This window comes from Micromonospora sp. NBC_01392 (assembly GCF_045040125.1).
Taxonomy (GTDB): Bacteria; Actinomycetota; Actinomycetes; order Mycobacteriales; family Micromonosporaceae; genus Micromonospora.
Genome location: NZ_CP109549.1, coordinates 4579447 through 4602452 on the forward strand (window position 1 = coordinate 4579447; position 23006 = coordinate 4602452).

The 23006-nt window shown below is 75.4% G+C and carries 20 protein-coding genes; 4 read left to right on the plus strand and 16 right to left on the minus strand.

Annotated elements, in window-relative coordinates; translation table 11 throughout:
- Window positions 1–17 precede the first annotated feature (17 nt).
- The 8 genes from OG767_RS19975 to OG767_RS20010 all read right to left on the minus strand — a co-directional run bounded on the left by OG767_RS19975 (window position 18) and on the right by OG767_RS20010 (window position 7094).
- On the minus strand, window positions 18–1358 hold the full coding sequence (locus tag OG767_RS19975; RefSeq protein ID WP_405089946.1) for a hypothetical protein: 1341 nt from the start codon (window positions 1356–1358) through the stop codon (window positions 18–20).
- Window positions 1351–2097, minus strand: a complete 747-nt coding sequence (locus OG767_RS19980) for a hypothetical protein (protein ID WP_405089947.1) — start codon at window positions 2095–2097, stop codon at window positions 1351–1353. The genes OG767_RS19975 and OG767_RS19980 overlap by 8 nt, the downstream gene beginning before the upstream one ends.
- A gap of 2 nt (window positions 2098–2099) precedes the next feature.
- The gene (locus OG767_RS19985; RefSeq protein ID WP_405089948.1) at window positions 2100–2471 is read right to left on the minus strand and encodes a hypothetical protein; all 372 of its coding nucleotides are present in this window, start codon (window positions 2469–2471) and stop codon (window positions 2100–2102) included.
- A gap of 63 nt (window positions 2472–2534) precedes the next feature.
- On the minus strand, window positions 2535–3224 hold the full coding sequence (locus OG767_RS19990) for a hypothetical protein (RefSeq protein ID WP_405089949.1): 690 nt from the start codon (window positions 3222–3224) through the stop codon (window positions 2535–2537).
- Entirely contained in the window at window positions 3221–3724 is a 504-nt protein-coding gene (locus OG767_RS19995) for a hypothetical protein (protein WP_405089950.1), read from the minus strand. The genes OG767_RS19990 and OG767_RS19995 overlap by 4 nt, the downstream gene beginning before the upstream one ends.
- 208 nt (window positions 3725–3932) lie before the next feature.
- Window positions 3933–5159 carry a ricin-type beta-trefoil lectin domain protein gene (locus tag OG767_RS20000; protein ID WP_405089951.1) on the minus strand — a complete coding sequence of 409 codons (1227 nt, stop codon included), beginning with the start codon at window positions 5157–5159 and terminating at the stop codon, window positions 3933–3935.
- Window positions 5160–5288: 129 nt separating this feature from the next.
- Window positions 5289–6428 carry a zf-HC2 domain-containing protein gene (locus OG767_RS20005; RefSeq protein WP_405089952.1) on the minus strand — a complete coding sequence of 380 codons (1140 nt, stop codon included), beginning with the start codon at window positions 6426–6428 and terminating at the stop codon, window positions 5289–5291.
- 99 nt (window positions 6429–6527) lie between these two features.
- Window positions 6528–7094, minus strand: coding sequence for a sigma-70 family RNA polymerase sigma factor (locus OG767_RS20010; RefSeq protein WP_281942276.1), 567 nt, complete (start codon window positions 7092–7094; stop codon window positions 6528–6530).
- Between the two features lie 481 nt (window positions 7095–7575).
- Here OG767_RS20010 and OG767_RS20015 point away from each other — a divergent pair, with 481 nt between their 5' ends.
- Window positions 7576–9123, plus strand: coding sequence for a ricin-type beta-trefoil lectin domain protein (locus tag OG767_RS20015; protein WP_405089953.1), 1548 nt, complete (start codon window positions 7576–7578; stop codon window positions 9121–9123).
- Window positions 9124–9195: 72 nt separating this feature from the next.
- On the opposite strand, the gene OG767_RS20020 is transcribed toward OG767_RS20015, so the two are convergent.
- Window positions 9196–10680 carry a S8 family serine peptidase gene (locus OG767_RS20020; RefSeq protein WP_405089954.1) on the minus strand — a complete coding sequence of 495 codons (1485 nt, stop codon included), beginning with the start codon at window positions 10678–10680 and terminating at the stop codon, window positions 9196–9198.
- A gap of 224 nt (window positions 10681–10904) precedes the next feature.
- Between OG767_RS20020 and OG767_RS20025 the strand changes: the two genes are divergently transcribed.
- The gene (locus OG767_RS20025; RefSeq protein WP_405089955.1) at window positions 10905–12893 is read left to right on the plus strand and encodes a hypothetical protein; all 1989 of its coding nucleotides are present in this window, start codon (window positions 10905–10907) and stop codon (window positions 12891–12893) included.
- On the opposite strand, the gene OG767_RS20030 is transcribed toward OG767_RS20025, so the two are convergent.
- From OG767_RS20030 to OG767_RS20060, 7 genes are all read right to left on the minus strand, one after another.
- A complete protein-coding gene (locus tag OG767_RS20030; protein WP_405089956.1) occupies window positions 12854–14674 on the minus strand; it encodes a hypothetical protein in 1821 nt (606 codons plus the stop codon). The genes OG767_RS20025 and OG767_RS20030 overlap by 40 nt on opposite strands.
- 118 nt (window positions 14675–14792) lie before the next feature.
- The gene (locus tag OG767_RS20035) at window positions 14793–15278 is read right to left on the minus strand and encodes a hypothetical protein (RefSeq protein ID WP_281942285.1); all 486 of its coding nucleotides are present in this window, start codon (window positions 15276–15278) and stop codon (window positions 14793–14795) included.
- Window positions 15279–15347: 69 nt separating this feature from the next.
- Window positions 15348–16292: a hypothetical protein gene (locus OG767_RS20040; protein WP_405089957.1), complete on the minus strand. Its 945-nt coding sequence runs from the start codon at window positions 16290–16292 to the stop codon at window positions 15348–15350.
- A gap of 41 nt (window positions 16293–16333) precedes the next feature.
- Window positions 16334–17986 carry a class I adenylate-forming enzyme family protein gene (locus OG767_RS20045; RefSeq protein ID WP_405089958.1) on the minus strand — a complete coding sequence of 551 codons (1653 nt, stop codon included), beginning with the start codon at window positions 17984–17986 and terminating at the stop codon, window positions 16334–16336.
- 109 nt (window positions 17987–18095) lie between these two features.
- Window positions 18096–18860, minus strand: coding sequence for an ABC transporter permease (locus OG767_RS20050; RefSeq protein ID WP_281942290.1), 765 nt, complete (start codon window positions 18858–18860; stop codon window positions 18096–18098).
- A 2-nt stretch (window positions 18861–18862) separates the two neighbouring features.
- Window positions 18863–19840, minus strand: a complete 978-nt coding sequence (locus OG767_RS20055; RefSeq protein WP_405089959.1) for an ATP-binding cassette domain-containing protein — start codon at window positions 19838–19840, stop codon at window positions 18863–18865.
- Between the two features lie 150 nt (window positions 19841–19990).
- Window positions 19991–21142, minus strand: coding sequence for a glycosyltransferase (locus OG767_RS20060; protein ID WP_405089960.1), 1152 nt, complete (start codon window positions 21140–21142; stop codon window positions 19991–19993).
- A 71-nt stretch (window positions 21143–21213) separates the two neighbouring features.
- On the opposite strand from OG767_RS20060, the gene OG767_RS20065 reads away from it, so the two are divergent.
- Window positions 21214–22152: a 3-oxoacyl-[acyl-carrier-protein] synthase III C-terminal domain-containing protein gene (locus OG767_RS20065; RefSeq protein WP_405089961.1), complete on the plus strand. Its 939-nt coding sequence runs from the start codon at window positions 21214–21216 to the stop codon at window positions 22150–22152.
- A gap of 12 nt (window positions 22153–22164) precedes the next feature.
- On the plus strand, window positions 22165–22989 hold the full coding sequence (locus OG767_RS20070; RefSeq protein WP_405089962.1) for a 2-hydroxy-acid oxidase: 825 nt from the start codon (window positions 22165–22167) through the stop codon (window positions 22987–22989).
- Window positions 22990–23006: the final 17 nt, after the last annotated feature.

A 23006-nucleotide genomic window follows, 5' to 3' on the forward strand; every position in this document is an offset into this window, starting at 1 on the left:
CGTCCTCCTGGGCCGGCCTACTGTCGGTCGGATTGCGGCAGCGCTCCCCCGGCGATGCCGGCGGCGTGCCGGTGGGTGCCGGCGAGGGCGCCGGCGCTCTTCTGCGCGGTCCAGGCGGCGGCGCCGACCGCGCCGCCGACGACCCGCCCGGCCGTCGACACGACGCTGCGTCCGCCGCCTCCGGACGAACCGCCGCCGGACGGTGACGCGTTCTCGGGCGCCGGGGCGCCACCGCCGGACGAGGGCTGCCCGCCGGACGCCGAACCGCCACCGCTGCTGCCTGACCCGCCACCGCCGCCGGCGGACCCGCCGCCGGACGTCGCGGCCCCGCCGGCCCTGGACGCCCCGCCGGTCTTCGACGCCCCGCCGGACCCCGACCCGCCGCCGCCCCGGGCCGCGCCGGAGGGTGAGCCGCCACCGCCACCGCCCGGCGTCCGGGCCGCGCCGCCGCCGTGACCGCCGCCGGCGATCCGCCTGGCCCCGCTCGCCACGGCGCCCGCCGCCGCCGCGCCGGCGCCGATGCCGGCGCCCACGCCGTCGCCCGAACCCAGGGCCGCCATGGCCGGTACGACCAGCCGCATCAGCGCGGGCAGCGCGACGGCGGCCATCAGCAGGATGGCGGCCCCGGCCAGCTTGTAGTGCTTGGCGTCACCGTCGACCGAGCCGATCATGGCGGCCCCGGAGTACATGATCAGACCGACCACCGGTTTGAACGCCAGCCAGGCCACCATCCAGGCGATGTGCTTGCGCCACCACCCGCCGCCCGACTCGGTCATCGACGCGGCGGCGGCCAGCGGCAGCGTGCCGGTGAGCAGCACCATCGCGCCGAGCCGCAGATACATCAGGATCACGTGGATGCAGCCGGCGACCAGCAGCAGCAACCCGATGATGATCAGCAGGAACGCGGTCAGCCCGTCGGTCCCGCAGTTGGCGATCAGCTTGAGCTGCGCCTTGATGCCCTGGTCGTACAGGTGGTCGCTGTAGCGGTCGGCCTCGGTGGCGAGCAGGTTGAGCACGGTCCAGGCGGCGCCCACCGTGAGCACCATCCGGACCAGGCCCAGCAGTGCCGTCCAGAGCGCCTGCCCCCGGCGCAGCAACGCCATCCGGAACGCCGCGGCCAGCAACGACGCCACCGCGATGGACACCACGAGCCAGTTGGTCTGCAGATGGATCTGGTTGTTGATCGTCTCGTCGCCGAGCGTCGGCACGTCGCCGAGGTTGGCGAACAACTCCACCGCCGCGCCCAGGATGGCGCCCGCGATGTCACTGAGGATGCCGTCGATCCCGCGCTCGAAGAAGCCGACGACCTGCCCGATCTCCCCGATGTAGACGGCGTCGCCGGTCGCGCACTCAGCCATCGCCGACCCCCCGCCACAGCACGAAGCCGGTCAGCGACACGACCGCGGTGACCGGCCCGTACAGGCCGCCGGAGGTCAACGGGCGCAGTCGCCAGTCGACGTCGTTCCAGTCCGCCGTGTAGTCGACCGAGAAGTACCGCGCGGTCGCCTGCCGGACCAGCACCCGGACCACCGCCGTGCGGGGCGTGTAGCGCACCACCAGGAACCCGGCCAGCCGGTTGGAGGTCTGCGGCGGGCCGCCCTCCTCCAGCGACTCGCGCATGGCGTCGAAGTAGTCCCGCCCGAGCCCGGGCACGAGCTGCTGCCGGCTGACCGTACGCCAGTCCGGACCGCTCATCTGGCGGGAGATCGTGTGCACCGCCAGCACCGCGCCCATCGGGGTGTGCGCGAAGCACCAGCGCAGCGGCCCGGTGGTGCGCAGCGGCCCGGCCGAGGCGGAGAACGGCGTCTGCGCCCCGTTGACCGGCCGCCAGGTGACGTCGTCCGGCGCCTCGACCGGGATCTGCTGCGCGGTGTCCACGGTGCGGCAGCCCTGCGGTCGCGACCCGTCCGGCCCGAGACCGCCGATCACCGGCCCGGTCGCGGGCGCGGCCCGGGTGGCGTCGTCCCCGCCGCCGTAGACCGCCGCGCCGACGCCGGCGCAGAGGGCCAGCACGACGAAGGCCGCCGACACCTGCCACCGGCGTTGCCGCCAGAACGGCCCGCCCTCCACCGGCTCGGACGCGTGTCGTGAGCGCACGGTCAGTTCCCCTCGCCCTGGCCGCCGGTGCCGAAGACCCAGCTCACGATCGGGCCCGCGGTGGCGACCAGGATGCAGCCGCCCAGCACCATGCCCAGCCGGCTCATGTGCTCCGAGCTCTCGCCCCGCTTGTGCGAGATGGCCATCACCGCGCCGGTGATCAGCACGCCGAGGACGCCGGCGGCGGTGCCCGCCCAGGCGACCAGGCCGAGCGCCTGCTCGACCTTCGTGGCGAGCTGCCCGGGCACCGAGTTGCCGCCGGTGGACGGCTGCGGTACCCCGCCGCCGGACGACTCGGGGTCGGGCTCGAGACGGAAGCGGAACCCGACCGGGATCCGTACCAGCCCGCTGTAGTAGATGTCGGAGAGGGCCATGGGTGCTCCTTCGATGTCAGGGAGGGGTCGGTCAGCCGGCCGGTGGCCGGTCGGGTCGGGTGGTCACTGGCTGAACCCGAGCGCTTCGACGATCGGTCCGGCGGTGGTCGCGAGCAGGCACGCCGCCATCACGAACGCGATCTGCTTGGTGTACTCGGTCCGCTCCTCCAGCGCGCCGCGCCGCAACTGCGACGCCAACGTCATGCCGGTCAGCAGCAGGCCGACCACGGCGGCGGCGCTCACACACCACGCCATCAGCGTGAGCAGCTGCACGACCGGCGCTTCGGCGTCGTCGACGTCCACCTCGTACGGCGCGATCGGCGGGGTGCTGAAGCTCTTCTTGTTGATCGCGTTCTCGCACGTGAACTTGCCCGCGTACAGGGCGCCCTTGAGCGTGCACGAGTGGGATCCGGTGATCTCCACGTTGTCCTTGGTCCGCGAGTGGCCGCTCAGGTCCACGAGCATCTCGACGTCCATCCAGACCGTGTCCCCGTCGGTGTACTCGGCGGTCAGGTCGAACGAGCCGTCGGTCGAGCCCTTCTTGCCCGAGCAGACCCGGTCGCCGTGCCCGGCCGGGTAGGTGTTCACCGTGGTGGTGGTCTTCAGGCAGATCTTGTAGAGGAACGCGGCGCCGCCGCCGTCGACGGTCACCGTGTAGCTGCCCGCGGCCACCGCCGCCGTCGGCGGGGCGAGGGCGAGCAGCGCCAGGACCAGGGCGACCAGGACCGGCCCGGACCGCATCGGCCGGGTCACCGCGTCCCCCGTCCCGGCCGGGCCTCCGCCAGGGCGGCCAGCCGGGCCAGTTGGCGGGGCAACTGCTTCGGCTCCACCCCCACCCGGTACGACGCGATCCACGGCACCCGGTGCACCGGGGCGATCGCGCGCAGCAGCCGGATCCGGCCGAGCAGCGGCGCCGGCAGCCGGCCCGGGGCGTCGGCGATCAGCACCACCCCCACCAGCCACATCCCGGCCGGGTGCCGGCCCTCCCGCATCGCGTTCAACGCGCGGGAGACCGCCCGCAGACCGTCCAGACCGGTCCGGCCGACCACCGCGACCCGGGCCGGTTCGCCGATCGCCGGGTCCGGCCACCGGCACCCGACGTCGGTGCCGCCGAGCAGCCGGGTGAGGGTGCTGGCGCCGGCGCCGCCGTGCGCGCCGATCCAGCCGATGCCCTGGTCGGAGAGGACGTCGCGGTGTCGGGCCGGACGCTCGTCGCGCTCGGCTGGTCGCCGCAGCATCACCGGCTGGCTCATCGTCCGTCTCGCCTCCCTCGTTGCTCGCGTCGCGTCTGCCGGCCGCACTACGACGCGACCGCCCACCCGGTTCAGCGCGGATCCCAGGTTTTTTCCGGAGCCCGTCCCCGGCCCGGCCCCACCGGTCGGGCGGGCCCGATGACCGCACGGCGGGGAAACGACGGGCCCGGGCGCCGAAGCACCCGGGCCCGTCCCGGGGCCGGTCGGATCAGCGGGCGGTCTCGCGCCAGTTCTGGTTGCTCTGGCTGGCGGCGCACTCCCAGATCTGCAGCGGCGCGCCGTCGTCGGAGTTCCAGTCGCGCACGTCGAGGCACTTGCCGGAGTGCGGATTGCGCAGCAGCCCGCCCTCGGCCACCCAGACCTGCGCCGGCCCGCCGTTGCACCACGCGAGCTGCACCTTGGCCGCGTTGTCCCGGGACGCCCACGCCACGTCCATGCACTTGTCCAGCACCGTCAACGTGTCGCCGGGGCCACGGGTGAAGCGTTGGGCCGGGGTGCCGTTGCAGTGCCAGAGCTGCAACCGCACCCCGTCGGCCGACTCGCCGCCCGGCACGTCGACGCACTTGTCCGCGTACCCGCGCAGCGCGAAGCCGGAGGTGGGGCGGACGACCGTACGCTTCGGCGCCGGCGCCGGCGCGTCCCCACCGCTGCGGAACGTCACCACGACCTCCGCGCAGCCCGGACAGTTGTAGACCGTCTCGTTGCCGGCGACCCGGTCGTGGGTGGACCACAGGTAGGCGCGCGGGCCGAACGGGAGCAGCGCGGCGGTGTACGCGCTCTCCGCGTCCCGGTTCGGGTTGACGCAGTTGATCCGGTCGCCCCGGGCCGGGTCCCGGACGGCGTGCGCCTCCGGGCAGGCGGCGAGGAGCTGGCCGGCGGAGCAGTCCCACCGCGCGCAACTGCCCGCCGTCTCCGGCCTCGGGGCGCCGGGCGCGTCGATCGTGATCGTGGTGGAGACCGCGTCGACGTAGCTGACGTTGTACCAGGGCGCGGCGGCGTTGTTCCGGTCGAAGTTGAACTCGGCCAGGCTCACCGGCTCCGCGCCCCGTTCGCACCGGTCGGCGAACGCGCCGCAGTCACCGACCAGGCAGCGGAACGACCCGTTCGGGTCGCCGTCGCAGCGCTGGCGGGCGAAGAACCGGCCCCGCCAGTGGCCCGGCTCGCCGGCGTCCGGGATGACGATGGTGCTCTTCTCGCCCGGACGCAGGGTGGGCAGGCCGGTGATCGGCCGCGAGCCGTCCCCGCTCTCCCCCGCGCCGATCCACAGCGTCTCCGCGGTGCCGTTGACGAACGTCACCCGCTCCCCGGTGGCAGCGGTCGCCGTGCCGCCCGGCACGCCCACGATCAGCGCCGACCCGAGCAACACGACGGCGAGCAGGGCGGACCTCCTGCGCGTCGGCCGCCCGCGGGTCGACGATCCGGTGTTCACTGCCATGTAGCCCTCCCTCGGCCTGACGCGGGGACGCGTCACGTCCCCCGACGAGTGCGGCAGGCGCACGGCCACACGACGGCGCGGGCGGGCTTCCGGTTCAACCGGAGTCGGCGCGGATCGGAGGGGTGGCGGTCAGCGGGAGATCGGCGCGGTCACCACGGAGGTGCCGTCCGGCCGGCCCACGCCGACGAAGGAGAGGTCGTCGACCGACGGCGACAGCTCCCCGGTCACCTCCTGCGGACCGGCCGAGGCGGTCCAGTCGCGGACGGGGTGGGTGACGCCGTCCCGGGTCACCGCGAAGAGCCGGTAGCGCAGGCCGGGCCGCAGCCCGGTCGCGGTGATCCGGATCGTGGAGCCCTGGCCCTCGTGGGTGGTGATCGACACGGAGAGGCTGACGCCCTGGCCGGGCGCCTCGCCGGTGGCGGTCAGCACCAGGTCGTCGCGGCCCCCGCCGCCGCCGACAGCGGCCACGATCCCACCGGTGAGCACCGCGAGCGCCAGCGCCACCGCCCCACCCCAGAGCAGCAACCGGCGCCGGGCGGAGAGCGGCCGGGAGCGGCCGTCGCCGGGGCGGGAGCGGCGACCGGACGACGGCGCCGGTCCGGTCGTGCCGCCGGGCCCTCGGCCGGGCCGCACGGACCGCCGGCCCGCCGGCACCGGCCCGCCGTCCGGCGCGGTCGGGCCGTCCGGGTCCGGCCCGGAGCGGGGTACGGCGGGCGACGCCGGCCGCGCACCGGCGTCCCACAGGGATTCCGGTACGACGGGTCCACCGGCGACCGGCACGGCCGGCTCCCCGACGACGGGCGCGGCCGGCTCCCCGACGACGGGCGCGGTCGGCTCCCCGGCGACCGGCGCGGCCGATTCCCGAACGACGGGCGCGGCCGGCTCCCCGGCGACGGCCGGGTCGGGGATGGTGGGGTCGGGGACAGCCGGTTCGGGGACAGCGGGGTCGGGGACGGCCGGGTCGGGGACAGCCGGCTCGACGGCGGTGGACGCCGGGTCGGGGCGCACGGCCGGGACGGCCCGCGGGGGCAGCACGGAGGCCGGCGGCAGGACCGCGGCCGGCGGGACGTCGAACTCGGCCCAGTCGGCCGCGTCGAGCGCGCCGAGCCCGCTGGTCACGCCACCCAGGTCGGCGGCGGCGGAAAGGCACTCGTCGCAGCCGGCGAGGTGCGCCTCGAAGGCGACGCGGTCGGTCTCGTCGAGCGCGCCGAGCAGGTAGAGCGCGAGCGCCTCGTGCGCGGACGTGGGGTGTTCACCGCCGGTGCGCATCACGCCCCCCTTCCCGACCCGACGAAGGGTGCGCCGGAACGACGACCCGGGTCACCGCGTCGGTGCCGGGATCGGACGAGGAGCCGCTGGGACGTGACATCAGGCCGACTCGATCGGGCCGATCGCCGCGTGCAGCGCCCGCACCGCGTAGTACGTCCGGGACTTTACCGTACCCTCGGGTATCCCGAGCCGCTCCGCCGCCTCCGCGACCGAGGCGCCCTTGTAGTACATCTCGATCAGGACCGCCCGGTGCTCCGGTTTGATCTGCCGCAGCGCCAGACGGACGGTGTGGGCGGTGACCACCCGGTCCATCTCGTCGTCGGCCGAGGTGAGCCGGTTGAGGTCCGGCACGGCGACCTCGGGCGGCCGGGCCTGCCGGGCCCGGCCGGCGTCGACGGCCACGTGCCGGGCGACGGTGTAGAGCCAGGGGGCGATCCGGCGCGGCTCCTCGGCCAGCGTGCCGAGGTTGCGCCAGGCCCGCAGGAACGTCTCCTGCACGAGATCCTCGGCCAGCTCCTGCCGGCCGAGCACCAGGCGGGTCACGAAGCGCAGCAGCGGCTCACGGTACTGCTCGTGGATCCACCGCATCAGGCTCTCGGGGGAACCCTGGCCGACGGCCTCGCCCGGAACTCCGGGCTCCACCGCCTCGTTGGGCACCGCCGACACAGAACGCCTCCCCCTGACGTGTCGGGCGTGCCCGCCCGGCCGGCCCGGCGCCACGGCACCGGACCCTTCTGAGGGAGAAGGATAACCGTACTCATCGGACGCCGTCGCCGACCGGCGGACCGCGACCAGGGTGGCGGTGCTCACCGGACGCGCTCCGACCGACGGACGACGACCCGGCGCGGGCCGGCCCCGCCCACGACGACGCTGGTCAGCCCCGCGTCGGACGAATGGTGGCGAGTCCACATCGAGCACTCCGATCGACGGTCCGACGGTGTCCGGCGGCGGAAATCGGTCCGTCCGGCGCCGTCCACGTTGACGGCCCGGTGCGCCGCTCGGTTCAATGGCGGCCGGACTGGAATCGGAATGATTCCGGTCGGGTGAACCGAGGACGTCGCGCATCCGTCACGCCTGACGACGTCATCACCGGAAGGGAAGTCCCGTGACACCCGATCTTCCTGGCCTCCGATCCCGGCTCGCCCGGATGCCGCGTCGTGTCGTCGCCGCCATCGCGGCCGGCCTCGCGGTGCTGCTCATGGTGGTCGCCTCCGTGAGCTGGGGCATCGCCACGGCCCGCGACGACAAGCTGACCGGCCGCAAGGTCTCCGCCGAGCATCTGACCGCTATCCGGGCCGCGGCCCGCTCCTGCCCCACGCTGACCCCGGCCCGGCTGGCCGGGCAGCTGATGACCGAGTCCGGCCTGGACGGACGCGTCGGCAAGACCACCTCGGGTGGTCGCGGCTTCGCCGGCCTGGACGACGACCGGTGGAAGTCCTGGGCGCCGTGGCCGGGCGCGGACCGCACCGACACGGCCGCCAACATCCTGGCGCTGGCCCACCAGATGTGCGACCTCAGTGGGCAACTGCGCCTGGCCGCCATCCCCGGCGACCCGTGGCGGCTGTCCCTGGCCGCGTTCCACACCGACCTCGACCGGGTACGCGAGGCGAAGGGCGTCCCGTCCGACGCGGTCACCTACGTCGACGACGTCAGCCGCTACGCGGCGTACTACGGCGAGCTGACCGCGTTCGGCGGCTCCGGCACCACCCGACCGGACACCGAGCGCCAACAGCCGAAGGCGGTGCCGGCGACCTACGTCAAGCTCGTGGTGCGGGCCGGCTCGGTGTGCCCGGAGGTGCCGCCCGCCGCGGTGGCGGCGCAGCTCATGGCGGCGTCGGGTTTCGACCCGAACCTGCTCGGCGACGACGGCCGGCGGGGCATCGCCCAGTTCCTGCCCGAGGTGTGGCGGGCACACGGGCCGACGGAGGCCTCACCGTGGGACCCGCAGGTGGCCGTCCCGGCGGTCGGCGTCGCGCTCTGCGCGCTGCGTCGCGACCTCGCCGGCCTCGAGGGCGACCCGGGCCTGCTGGCGCTGGCCGCGTACCGGAACGGGCCGACCGCGGTGCGCCAGACCGGCGGTGCGCTGGACGACGACACGCAGGCGTTCCTGCGCCGGGTGAAGGAGTTCACCGACTTCTACGCGCTCGACGGGCGGCTCACGGCGGCGCCGGCCAGCCCGAGCCCCTCCCCGTCCGCCACGCCCCGGTCCCCCAGCCCGACGCCGACGGTCAGGCCGCCCGCGCCACGGCCCAGCGCGTCGCCGTCGACCCGCCCGCCGGCCGAGCCGGAGAAGCCGGCCCCGCCGAAGCGCCCGACCGGCGCGAAGCAGCTCGTCGGCAAGGAGACCGGGCTGTGCGCCAGCGGCGGCGCCGGGGACGGCATCCCGGTGGTCCTGCGGCCGTGCCGGGAGGAGCGGGCGCAGTGGTGGACGTTCCAGTCCGACGGGAGCGTCCGCGCCAACGGGCTGTGCCTGGACGTGGCCTGGGGTGAGAAGCGGGACGGCGCGCCGGTGCAGAGCGCCAGGTGCAGCGGCAACCCGGCCCAGAAGTGGAAGTGGATCGAGTACCAGGGCACCCGGTCCCTGTTCAACCCGGAGACGGACCGCTGCCTGGACGTGAACGGGCACGGGACGGGTGCTCCGCTGAACGCGTGGACCTGCGTGTTCAACCCGAAGCAGACCTGGTCGCTGCGCTAGCCGGAGGTGTAAGGAGGGGCCCCTTTTTAACAGACGTCTGTTAAAAAGGGGCCCCTCCTTACTGCGTGGCGGTCAGCCGGCCCAGCGGCGGCGGCGCAGCCGGTAGACCAGGAAGCCGCCCGCGCCGAACAGCAGCGCGAACCCCAGCAGCACGGCGATCAGCGTGCCCCCGCCCCGGCCCGCCTGCGCGGCGGCCGGGGCCTGGGCGTCCACCGACGGGGCCACCGAGGCCGCCGGATTGATCATGCCGGAGCCGTAGCGCGGATCTCCCTCGGCGACCTGCCCGCCCACCGGTTCGGCGGTGGCGCGGATGCGCTCCTCCACCTGCGCGGCGCTGAGGTCGGGCTGGGCGGCCCGGATCAGCGCGGCCTCACCGGCCACGAACGCCACCGCGAACTCGGTGCCGGTGTTGCCGATCACCTTGCCGCCACCGACACCGAGCGTCGCCACCTCGATGCCGGGGGCGACCACCTCGACCGAGCCGTCGACGTACTTCTCGGCGAGCTGGCCGCCCGCGCCGACGCCGCCGGTGAGCACCAGCGACCCGCCGGATCCGCCCCGCGGCGACGGGAGCGTGGTGGGCTTGACCGGCGCTCCCGCCACCACCAGCACGTCGTGCTCCAGCGCGGTGGCCAGCGACGCCGCCACCGCCGGGTCGGCCAGGTCGACCCGGGAACCGAGCGCGACCACCGAGGCGCCGGTGCTGACCGCCACCTCGATGGCTGTCGCGGCGTCGGCCGGGCGCGCGTCGCCGGAGGACCGGACCATCCGCACCGGCACGATGGTGGCGTCCGGCGCCAACCCCACCGGGCGGTTCTCGACGCTGTCGTCCGCGGCGATGATGCCCGCCATCGCGGTGCCGGAGCCGAGGCAGTCCTCGTCCCCGCGTCCATTACCGACGGTGACGTCCGCGCCCACCGCGACCCGGCCGCTGAGCTGCTGGAGACCGGCGTCGACGCCGGTGTCGACGACCGCCACCTTGACGCCGTTGCCGCGGGTCAGGGTCCACGCGCTGTCCGCCGCCATGCGTAGCTGCGCCCACTCCGACCGGCCGCTGGACGCGGCGGTGGCGGTGCACTTCACGTCCCGGCCGGGGCCGGTGGGCGTACCGGAGGGCGTGGGACTCGCGCCCGGTGACGGGCTGCCGTCCGGCCGCGCGCCCGGCGACCGGGTCGGCGTGGGGCGGGCCGACGGCCGACGGGGGGCCGGCAACTGTCCGTACTCGACCCCCTCACCGGCGGCGTCCCACGGCAGCACCAGGTGCCACCCGGCCCGCAGCGTGCCCGGGTCGGTCAGCCGCGCCCCGTCCGGCTGGACCCGACCGGTGTTGAGCTGGTAGATCTCGGCGGCCCGCGCGCCGCTGCCCAGGAACCGCCGGGCGATCTCGGTGAGATTCTCCGGCTGGCCCTGGTACTGCGCCGCGACCACGTAGTACTTCACGTACGGCTCGGTGTCCGGCCCGGACCGGGCGGCCGAGGGCCGTGGCACGGCCAGGATCGCGCAGCCGACCATCACCACCACGAGCAGTCTTGCAAGGATGGAGTGCTTCGCCAGCACCTCGGGTCCCCTTCCGTCACCGCGGCCCAGACCGATCGGCCGTCACCGTCTATTGCGGATCAGCGCCGACTTCGTTCAAATCAATCTGAACCAGATTTCCATGGCGTCCGTCATGGAGACCGCCGAGGGTACCGGCCCTCGATGTCGAACGGCTCCGGCCGACGGCGGGACGACTGTGTGACGAAGGCGGGGCGGCGGTGACAGGGCTGGCACGGACCGCCCCCGTGGACGGCCGGGGAATCGACCGGATGCCGACCACCCGCCGCTTCGACCCGCGCCGGCACCGGCGGGTGCCCGGCCTGCTCGATCTGTGGCTGGTGTGCGGCCCGCGCGGGAAGCCGGCGCTGCCCACCGCCCCGGACCGCCCGCTGGACGCGCCCGCGCTGGCGGACCTGGTCCGGCGGACCGGGGACGCCGCCGACGACGTCCGGATCCTCACCGACGACGGGGCCCGCCACGCCGAGCTGTTCACCGAGGTGGCCGGCCTGCTCGGGCACGACGTGCTGGTCAGCCCGGACGGCGCGGACATCCGGCAGGTCCTGCCCGGCCGGGTGCCCGACGCTGACGACGGGCCGCTGCACGCGTTGCCGCTGGACCGCGTGACCCGGCAGCCGATGGACTGGCTGGTGCTGCAACCGCCGGACCTCGCCACCCCGCTGCCCGGCTGGTTCGCGGTGGAGGACGGTCTGGTCCGACCCCGCACCGGCGTGGTCAACCTGCCGCTGCCCACCGGTGTGGCGTTGGCCACCCGGGCCGACTTCGTGGCCCGCCGGGCCACCGCCCACCGGCTCGGCGCCACCACGACGGAACTGGTCACGGTCTCCGTCACGGCCCGCTCCGGCGGCTTCCTGATCGGCGACTACAGCGGCACCCAGCAGGTCCGCGACGCCGGGCACCTGGCCGCGCTCCTCGGTGAGCTGCCGCTCTACGGTGCCGACCTGCGGCTCTGGCTCACCTGGCCGTCCGAGCCGGACGAGCAGGCGAAGCTCGCGGCCCAGGCCGCCGAGCTGGCCGAGACCACCGGCGCCACGGTCTGGACCCCGCCGCCGGGCGGACGCGCCGAACTCGTCGCCGACCATCGCCACCTGCGCGCGCTCGACGCGGCCGGCGGCGTCGCGCCGTGGCAGGCCCACCGCCCCCGGTACGCCGACGGCCCGCCGGGCGTCGACGCGACACCGGACGGTCTCCTGGTGCCGCGCCCGTCGCGGCAGCGCATCGTGGTGACCGACGCCGACGCCGACGCCAACGTCGACGCCGAGGGGATGCGGGTGGTCGAGCCGCCCTCCGCCGACGTGCCCGACGACCACGACGTCAGCGTCCCGGAGTCCTCGCCCCGTCCCCCGCTGGCCGCCGAGCAGCGCCGCGCCGGCCGGTACGGGCCGCCCTGGCTGCGCCCCGGCCAGCAGGTCACGATCGAGGCGTTCGAGGCGTACGTGCCGGTCACCGGCGACCTGGAGCGGGCCGCCGCCGACGGCGTACCCAGCGCCGAGCTGTTCCTGGTCGGCTACCTGGACCCGCGGTCCGCGCCGGACCGGGCCGACCTGCTGCGGGTACGGGTCGAGCCGGGCGGCGCGATCCCGGTGCAGGTGCTGCGCTCGCACGTCCCGGCCCGACTCCAGTACCTGCTCGGCGCCCCGGACACCTACCTGCTGCCGGCCGGCCGGCTGGACCGGGCGCGGGTGCGGGGCGCGTTCCGGGCCACCGACGACGGCCGGCTGCGCCCCGTCGACGGGCTCGACGGCGGGGCGCTGCGCATCCGCCCCGCGCCGACGAACGCGTCGAGCGCCGGGCTGCCGCACGACGTCAGCCGCTGGCCGGCACACGGCACCCGGCGGGCGTACGCGCTGCTGCCGGCACACTCGCGCGGCCTGGCGCCGGGTTGGCTGCCGCTGTCCCGGCGGCGACCGGCGGCCCGGGCCGGCCGGCTGCTCGTGGAGGTACGGGTGCCGCGCGGCCGTACGCTCGACGTCGTCGCCACCGCCGACGCCCTGGCCGCGCTGCCGCTGGCCGGTGGCCGCGCGGAGCGGCTGCGGCAGGCCGGCGTCGAGCTGATCCTCACCAGCCGCTCCTACGACCGGGTCCAGGTGGACCGCGTCCACCGGGCGCGGGACGGGGCGTGGGAGGCGGTGCCCGGCGTGGCGGCCGGCCCGCTGCCCGTGGTGGCGCGCGGCGTTCAGACCGCCCCGACCGGCCCGGCGGCCACCTCGAACTGAAGCGACCAGCGGCCGGCCGGGACCGGCCCCAGCACCACCGGCACGCACCGTCCGCCGGTGGCGGCGGCGAGGCCGCGCGCCCCGGCCGGGGACGGGCCCGCGGTGAACACCACTGACGGCGCCGGCAGGTCCTCCCCCGGCCGCGGCGGCTCGGGCAGGCCGGCCAGCCGGCGGTAGCCGTCCGGCGGCTCGGCGCCCAGCGCCTCCCCCACCACGGCGACGCCGACCCCGGCGGCCGACAGCCGGCCGGCGAGGGTCGCGGCGGCGCGGCCACACACCGCCGCCGGCCCGACCAGCGTGAACACGTCGGGCACCCGGGCCAGGTCCACGTGCAGCCGCCACGGTCCGCGACGCCCCAGCACCAGCGGCAGCACGGCCGGCGGGGCCGTCTCCCCCGGGCCCAGCCAGGCGTACGGCGGCACGCCCCGCCCGGCCGCCACGCCGACCAGCCGCACCCGGGCCGGACCGACGTCGGTCTCCAGGTCGGCGGTGAGGTACGGCGCCTCGTGCGCGGCGGGCAGCGGCGGGCGCGGCACGTCCGGCGTCGTCCCGGAGCCAGCGGGGCCGGTCCCGGTGCCGACCGCGGGGCCGGCGGGGCCGGTCCCGGTCGCGGTCCCGATCGAGGTGTCGGTCGAGCTGGTCCCGGTCGCGGTGTCGCTGCCGGTGGGGCCGGTCTTGGTGTCGGTGTCGGTGGGGCTGGTCTTGGTGTCGGTCGCGTTCTCCGGCGACGCGGCGGGACGGGGGGCCGGGGACGCCGTCGAGGTCGCCGGACGCGGCTTCGACGCGTCGGCCAAGCCCGCGACCGACCCCCGGGGTGTGCCCGGCGGGGTGGACCCGGCGGCGGACGGGCCGGCCGGCGGCGGGGCCGGTGACGGCGCGGGTCGGGAGTGGACGGCGCCGGCCTTCGTCGCGTTCCGCGCCGGCGAAGCCGACGAGTTCGTCGCGGTGCTCCCCGAGCGGGCGGCCGGCGGGTCCGGCGCGACCGCCGGGGACGATCCGGGCGGGTCGCCGACGGGCCGGCGGACCGCCCTCGCGGCGTCGTCCGCTGCCGCTGCCCCTCCCGCTGCCGCCGGCGCCGACTCGGTCGCGACGCGGTCACCGGGTGCGGGCGTGTGGTGCCGCTCGGGCGGCCACGGCCCGTCGTCACCGGCCAGGGACACGCCACGAGCGGCGCGACGCGGGCGCAGCAGCGCGATCGCCACCGCCGCGAGCAGCACCGACAGCACGCCCGCGCCGACACGGATCACCATCGGGTCGATCCCGCCGTCCGAGGTCCGGCGTCCCCCCGGCGGCGGGGCGGCCACCTCCGTGGCGACCGGGGGACGCGTCGCCGCCTTCGTGGTGGCGGGCGCCCGGGTCGACGGCGGTACGCGGCTCGGCGGCGCCGTGGTGCGGGCGGGCGTGGACGGGGCGGGGTCCGGCGACCGGGTCGCCGGCGGGGCGGACCGGATCCGGGGCAGCGGACCGATGCGTACCCCCTGGCCCTTGGCGTCCCGGGGCAGCACGAGCACCCAGCCCGGGTTCAGCACCAGCCCGTCGGTGAACGTCTCCCCGTCCGGCTGGGCGCGACCGGTGTTCAGGTCGACGATCTCCCGGTAGCGGTTACCGTTGCCGAGCGTGCGCAACGCGATGGCGTACAGGTATTCCCGCTGTCCGTCGACCGGCGGACCGACCACGTAGTACCGGCCGGTCTCCGCCGGCGCGGCGTGCGCCGGACCGGTCGGCACCAGCCAGATCCCGACCAGCACCAGCACCGCCAGCACGGCCCACCGCATCCGCACGCGTCGCCCTCCCTCTCCTGTGCCACCGCCACCCTGCCGTCGGGCTCACTACGGACCGGATCGCCGGCGGTTCAACGGTGATCGTGGTCGGATCACGGAGCGGGCCGGCGGAACGGTGTCACGGGGAGGTGGAGAAGACGCCCATCAGCGCGAGCCCTCCGCAGCAGAGCGGCACGACGACGACCAGCGCGGCCAGCGCGACGCTGTAGTTCGACCACAGGCCGAACCGCGTCACGTCGGTGCCGTAGGCGTCGTGGACCCGGTTGCGCCAGCCGCCGAACCGGAACGACAGGTGATGCGCGGCCCCAGGCTGGGCCAGCACCGACGTGGTGATGATCGGGATGCCCATGAAGTCGGTGTAGCGGACGTCGCGCGGACCGGCCGGGACCGCGATGTGCCAGGTTCCCTCGCCGGGGATCGGCACCGACCGCCCGTCCACCTTGAAGCGGCTGGTCGTCGGCGCGGGCACCAGGTAGGGCCCCCGGTTAACCGAGACGACGAGCACCGCGAAGCCCGGCGGCGGCGCGATCGGATGAGGGTAGGCGACCAGGGGCGTGACCGCGCCGGGCATCGGCGGGTACGGCTGCGAGGGGAGGTAGGACACGGCTGACGATTCTGGCACGGCGGCGCACTCCCGCGCCCGCGCGCCCACCTCCGGCCACCGGTGGTCCGGTCAGCGCAGCTCGACGACCGGGCGGGTGAGGACCTCGTCGGCGTAGCCGTCGTCGGAGGCGAGCCAGCGACCGAAGTCGTCATCCCGGTAGGCGGTCGCCAGGGTGAGCCAGCCCAGGAAGAATCCGCTGCCACCGCAGGTCGCGCCGCCGCCGTCGCCGCCGCACACCACGGTCCGCTCGGTCGTCGCCTCGTGCCGGTACGGATCCTGCCCGATCGCCAGGCCCCACCGGTTCTCCTCCCGGTGCGGACCGGTGCGGTGGTCGAAGGGGTATCCGTCGGCAGGGTGGTGGTCACCCCAACGGAAGAGCGTCGTCGCGCCGGCCCCGCACGCCCACTCCCACTCGTCCGGGGTGGTGGTCCGCAGGTCCAGACGCGCGAGCCCGGCCATCGCCTCGTCGTACGAGACACGTCGGATCAGCCGGGCCCGCGTCACCCGCCCGGCCCGGTCGAACTCGACGTGCAGCCCGCCGTCCGGCCCGACCCGCCGCATCCCGCCGACCCCCGGCTCCGCCGACGCGGCCACCTCGCGCACCCGCGGATCGTCCGGTGCCAGCGGCATGCCGCAGGGGTCGAACGCGTCCACCGCCACCAGCATCGCCGGCATCTCCACCACCCGTTCCGGCGACGTCATCGCGTCGACGAACTCATGCACGGGCGGCAGGCCGTACTCGTCGGCGCTCTCCGCGTAGTCGGCCGCCTGAGCGGCGTCCGGCCGGAACCGTGAGCCGTCGTACCCGAGTGTCGGTCGCCCGCCCGGGACGAGCGCGAACCGCGTGCCGTCCCGGTCGAACCGGGCCTGCCGGTGCGACCACCCGGCGCCGGCCCGGACCGCCAGGCCCCGCAGCGTCAGGCCGTGCCGGTCGGCGATCCCCGCCGCGACCCGGTGCGCGGCGTCGTCGGACATGGCGTTCCACTCGGCGGACGTGAGGGCGGCGTAGGACACGGCACGAGGATAGGGCCCGCACGCCGACCGCGCGGCCCGGCTCACCCCGCGGTGGACGCTCCGGCGTCGGCCAGCAGCCGCTGGCGCATCAGGAACTTGCGGACCTTGCCGGTCGGACCCATCACCACGCCGTCGTCGGGCACGGTCACCACCCGGCGCAGCGTCGCGGCCACCGCCGGGCCCAACGCGGCCCGGACCCGCTCGGTGCGGTCCAGCGCCGGGTCGGCGTCGTCGGTGAGCAGGAGCAGCACCTCGGTGACGGTGGCGCCGTCGTCCCCGGCGGCGGCGATGACGGTGCAGTCCCGCACGTCCGGGCAGTGCGCGAGGATGCGTTCCTCGGACAACGCGGTGTAGAGCCAGGTCCCGCCGCCCAGGTCGACCGCGTCGCTGGCACGGTCGACGTGGTGGTAGTCGCCCCGCGCGTCGCGGTACATCAGGTCTCCGGTCAGGTAGTAACCGTTCAGGCGGGTCCGGTACGTGGTGACCGAGTCGTTCCAGTAGCCGATGGCCAGCGTCGGCGACTTCAGCCCGACGTGCCCGACCTGCCCCTCCGGCACCTCCTCGCCGGTGGCCACGTCGAGCAGCGCGATCTCGGCGAACGGGTACGGCTTGCCGACGCAGCGGTCGTAGCGGTCACTGCCGGGCCGGTGGGTGATCCGGAACGCGCCGTGCCCCATCTCGGTGGAGCCGAGCATGTCGACGAACTTCGAGCCGGGCACGTCGACCGGCCCGTCGGGGGTCCAGGTGGGATGGCTGCCGACCGCGACCAGCCGGCGGACGTGCGACTCGTGGGCGCAGTCGCCGGTGTTGAACCAGTTGCGCACCGAGCTGAGATCGCGGGTGGTCAGGTCGACGCGAGCCAGCTCGGACCAGGTCACGGCGAAGCCGAACACACCGGTCGGGCGCCACCGCTCGATGGCGTCGAGGACGGTCTCGGCGCTGCGCGCGAACGGGCCGCCCTGCGCCGAGAGGCAGAGCAACTGGTAGCCGTTGCAGAGCGCCTGGTTGAGCGTGATGATGCCGGCGGCGTGCGCGGCCGGCAGCGCGGACATCTCCCGCACCTCGCCGTGCGGCCGGGACTCGGTGAGCCGTACGGCGCGGATCGCGGCGAACAGGCCGTGGTGCGAGTGGACGATCGCGGCCGGCACCCGGGTGGTGCCGGAGGAGTGGGTGATGACGACCGGGTCCTCGGGATGGTGCCGGTGGTGCGCGGGCGCCCGCGCCGGGTCGCCGGTGCCGGTCTCGGCGGCGTCGCCGAGGACCGGTACGCCGAGGTCGTGCCCGCGCAGTGCGTCGTGGTCGGCGTCGACGAGCACGCCGACACCGCGCAGTCGCCTGACGAACTCGGCCGCCAACTCGATCGGCATGTTGCCGTTCATCAGCGCCGGGATCGCCCCGAGCCGGGTGAGGGCCAGGAAGTTGAGGAACACGTCCGGCGCGGAGGTGACGTAGACCGCGACCGGGTCGCGCCGGCCGATGCCGCGCCCGGCGAACCAGGCCGCCCGGGCGGCGACCCGCTCGGTCAGGGTGGCCAGCGACAGCGGTGTCCAGGCGGGGATGCCGTCGACGTCGACGTCGAACGTCACCCGGGGCGTCCGCATGTCGGCGCCGTGCTCGGCCAACCGGAGCAGCACGTTGCCCGCGCCGAGTTCCTGGTCCGCCGCCAGGGTCGCCCGGAAGTTGTCGGCACCCAAACGAGTCGCCTCCCCACGTGACACGCTCACCGAAAGCGCCCCCGCCGCGCCAGGACACGATCAGGCTAGAGCGCCGGCCACGGCGAGACAATGGTCGATGTGCCGGCGGTCAGGAGACCTCGCGGTTGAACAGGTGCGACGACCAGAACAGACTGGCGGCGGCCAGCCCGGTCATGATGAGCGCGCCCTGCCAGACCACGGTCTGGAAAATCTGGCCGGCGAACAGCGCCCGCATGCCGTCGGTGGCCCAGGCGAACGGGTTCCAGAGCGCCGCCCGCTGGATCCACATCGGGGCGAGCACGAGCGGGATGAGCACGCCGGCCAGCAGTGAGATCGGCTGGCCCACGGTGTTCACCAGCACGCCGAGGCTGTTCTCGTTGCGGACCAGCAACGCGATGTCGTACGAGATGGACGTGCTCAGCAGCACCATCACGGCCAGCAGCGCGTACGAGACGAGCAGGTTGGCCAGGTGCACGCGCAGCCCGAACGGCAACGCCACGAGCGTGATCACGACCGCCTGCACCACGTTGAGGCACACGTGCATCAGGGCGCGGCCCAGCAGCAGGGCGGTCCGGCTCACCGGGGTCACCCGGCAGCGTTCGATGATGCCGGCGCGCAGCGCGCTGAGCAGCCCGTAGCCGGCGAACAGGCCACCGAAGAGGCCCATCGCCACGAACAGGCCCGGGACGTAGATGCGGTAGGCGTCCGCGTACGTGGAGGCGCCCCGGTCGACCATCACCACCTTGAGGAACGGCGCGAACAGGATGAGGTAGGTGATCGGCTGGGCCAGGCTGAACGCGACCATCACCGGGTTGCGCACCATCAGGCCGGCCTCCTGCTGGAAGATCAGCCAGGTGTCACGGACGACTCGCACGGTCACTCCTCCAGCGAACGGCCGGTCTTGGCCAGGAACACGTCGTCGAGGCTGGGCCGGCGGGCCTCGATCGCGCCCGGCTCGATGCCCCGGTCGTAGAGCGCCCGCATGATCTGCGGGATGGCCGTGGCGGCGCTGTCCACGTAGAGCCGCAGGGCGCCGTCGACCGGTTCGGACCCGCGGACGTAGGGCGCCTCGGCGAGTACCTTCGTCGCGGCCGGCAGGCCGCCGCCGGCCGGGTCGGCGAGGTCGGCGGCGGTGAAGTCGATCGCGACCACGTCACCGGAGATCTCCCGTTTGAGCGCCGACGGCGTGCCCTCGGCCACGATCCGGCCGGCGTCGATGATGGAGACCCGGTCGCACAGGCTGTCCGCCTCGTCCAGGTAGTGCGTGGTGAGGAAGATCGTCATGCCGTCCTCGCGCAGCCGCCGGACCTCCTGCCACATCCGGGCCCGGCTGGGCGGGTCGAGGCCCGCGGTGGGCTCGTCCAGGAACATCACCTGCGGCGAGTGGATGACCCCGAGCGCGACGTCGAGCCGCCGGCGCTGCCCACCGGAGTACGTCCGGATCCTGCGGTCGGCGAAGTCGTCGAGCTGGAACGCGCGGATCGCCGCCGCCGCCAGCTCCTGCGCCACGCCCTTCGACCGGCCGTGCATCCGCGCCTGGAGGATCAGGTCCCGGCGGGCGGTGGAGTCGTCGTAGGTGCCGCTGGCCTGCGCCACGAACCCGATCCGGTGGCGCACCTGGGCCGGCGAGCGCAGCAGGTCGACGCCCGCGATCGTCGCCACGCCCCCGCTGGGACGCAGCAGCGTGGCCAGCATCCGCAGGGTGGTGGACTTGCCCGCGCCGTTCGGGCCGAGGAAGCCGACGATCTCGCCCCGCCGGACCGCGAAGTCGACGCCACGGACCGCCTCGACCGTGCTGGCGCCGCGACCACGCCCCACCCGGAAGGTCTTGCGTAGGCCGGTGGCCTCGATCATCGAGCCTCCTCGTGCGGCGACGACGCGGGGCCGGCCCACGTCGCGCACCGTCCGTTCACGACGGTGGCCGGACGGGAGCGTCAGGTCAGGCTAGTGCGGGCCCGGGCGTGGGACAACGGTCGATGCGTTCCGGTTCGCCGCGGGTCGGCGTCACGGCGTCGCGGCCAGCGCGGCGAGGTGCGCCGCCGCCGCGCTCGCGCCGCCGGCCGCGGCGAACGAGTCGCGGACGCGGGCCGCCCCGGCCCGGTACGCCGGATCGTCGAGGACCGCGGTCACCGCCTCGGTCAGTTCCGCCGGGGTCGCCTCGTGGAAGGAGACCTCGCGGCCGGCGCCGGCCCGGGTCACCTGGCGGGCGATGGCCGGGTGGTCGTGCCGGATCGGCGCGACCACCACCGGCACGCCGTGCGCCAGCGCCTCGGAGACCGTGCCCAGCCCGCCGTGCGAGACCACCGCGTCCAGCCGGGGCATCAGCTCCAGCACCGGCACCCGGGGCGCGACCAGCACGTGTGCCGGCGGGTCGGGCACCAGGTCCGCCGGGGCGGTGAGGATCACCTGGAGCCGGTCGGCGAGCGGCGCGGTGGCGGCCGTCACCCGCCGGTAGAAGTCGCGGGCCAGGTGCTCGGCCATCGTCCCGACGGTGACCAGCACGTGCCGGCGGTCCGGCGCCCAGGCGGCCCAGTCGAAGTCGGGCGCGTTCGGCCGCCGCCCCAGCGCCGGCCCGGTCAGCACGCACCGCGCCGGCATCGGCGCCGGGCCGGTGAGCGCCGTGGTGGTCAGCCCGATCACCAGGTACGGCGAGAAGCGCAGGTCGAGCGTCTCGTCGACGGGCAGGTCGGTCATCGCCCACACGCGCCGCACCTGGGCCGCCACCCAGTCGGTGAACTCGGGCATCTCCGCCGTCGGCGGGGTCAGTTCCAGCATGCCGACGCAGAACGTCGCCCAGGGCACGCCGTGCCGGTGTGCGGCCAGCGCGCCGGCCAGCGCGTACTGGTCGACGACGACGACGTCCGGCCGGTACTCCGTGACCGCCTGCTCGGCGGCGTCCCGGATGAAGCGGTTGACCGGCAGCACGTGCCCCGTCCAGAGGCTGCGCACCGCGGCCATCCCGGACTCGTCGTCCGGGCGGTACCAGCGTTTCCCGGTCGGGAACAGCGTGGCGTCCGGGCCGATCAGCGGACGCAGGTCGCTGCGGGGACCGCACCAGGCCACCTCGTGTCCGGCCGCCGTCAGCGCCTGGCCGATGGCGAGCGGGGCGTTCAGATGGGAGAAAACCGGCAGCACCACGAAGAGGAACCGAGCCACGTCGATATGATGCCACGCGCGTTGACATCCACCGGCGTCGTTGATCTGATCCTCTCCGTGACGGTGTGCGGATGACGGCTGTCGACGCCGTCTCGGTGTTCCTGCCGACCCGCCGCGTGCCGATCGAGAGTCTGGCCGCGCCGCTGCGCCTGACCGAGATGCAGATCCGGCTGTTCCGGCGGTTCCACGGGCTGACCGAGGTGCGCCACGACCCCGACCTGTCCCTGACCGACCTGCTGCGGCACGCGGTCGACGGCCTCACCGCGCTGCGCGACGTCGCGCACCGGGTGCGCTTCGTGGTGTACGCGCGGGCCTTCCCGGTGGTGGCGCCGTACCCGGCGAACCCGCTGCACGACGTCTGCCGGGCGGTCGGTCTGGGCCACGCGCTGGCGTTCACGCTGACGCAGCAGTCCTGCGCGAGCGCGCTGGCCGCGGTCGACGTGGCCGGCCGGCTGCTGGCCGCCGAGCCGCACCCGCCGGGCGACGAGCCGCTCGCGCTGGTCCTCACCGGGGAGAAGGCGTTCACCCGCGACGCCCAGTTCATCCCGGAGACGTCGGTGTTCAGCGAGGGCGCGTCCGCGTGCCTGGTCAGCGCGCACGGCCGCCGGGACCGGCTGCTCGCGTACGCCGTCGCGCAGCGGGGCGAGTTCGACGTGGCCGGCGGCGCGTCCCCGGCCCGGTTCCAGCGCGAGTACCGGCCGGCGCTGGCCGAGGTGATCGGTCGGGCCCTGGCGCGGACCGGCACGACGCTCGCCGACCTGCGGCTGATCCTGCCGCACAACGTCAACCTGATGACCTGGAAGCGGCTGGTCAAGCTGATCGGGTTCCCGCTGGACCGGGTGCTGCTGGACAACGTCACCGGCGCCGGGCACGTGTTCTGCGCGGACGCGTTCGTCAACTACCGCACCGCGCGGGAACGCGACCTGCTGCGGCCGGGCGACCGGTACCTCGTGGCGGCCGTCGGCGCCGGGGACGGGGCCACGTTCGCCGCCATGGTCTTCGAGCACTGACCGGGGAGCGTCATGGGCACCGACCTGCACCTGATCCGCGCCGCGCGCCGGGAGTTCACCGGCCCGGCGGCGCTGCTCGACGATCCGGTGCTGCGCGAACGTGCCGGCGAGTACCTGACCGACCTGGTGCGCCCGTACGACCTGCGGGTCGACGCGGCGGCGCGGGGCCAGTCCTACGGGGAGATGGCCGCCGAGCTGATCGGGGCGCTCGTGCCCGAGGACGAGCCGGTCGACCTGCTGGTGCTGGCGTTCGCCGTGCACGACGCGCTGCCCGGCCGGGCCACCGCGGCCTACCTCAGTCACGTCTGCCCCGGCACGCCGATGTCCTTCGCGCTCTGCGACCAGGGGTCGGCGGCGGCGTTCACCGGGCTGCGGATCGCCGGCGCCCACGCGTACCGCCGGGCCCTGCTCCTCGTCGTCGAGCAGTCCGTGCTGCCGTACGACCCGGGGGTTGCCGTGCCGGACCGGCACCGGGCGGTGGCGCTGCTGCTCGGCGACGGCCCGGCCGACGACAGCGCGCGGGTGACCTCGCTCCGGCAGCACGCGGACGTCGGGCCGGACGACGTGGCCGCGCTGGCGACGGCCGAGTTGCGCGCGCTGGGCGCCGGGCGCGCGGACGTCTCGGTGGTGCTCGGGCCCGCCCTGGCCGGGGTCCGGCCCCCGCCCGGCGGGCCGGTCACGGTCGTGCCGCCGGGACAACCGTCCACCGGCGTCTGGTGGGCGCTGCCGGACCGGCTCGGCGACGCCGTCGCGCCCCGGGTGGTGGCCGCCGACTACGATCCGGACCTGCGTTACCTGTGCCTGCTGGCGACCGAGCCGGATCGGGGTCGGGACTGATCTCCACCGGGCCGGCG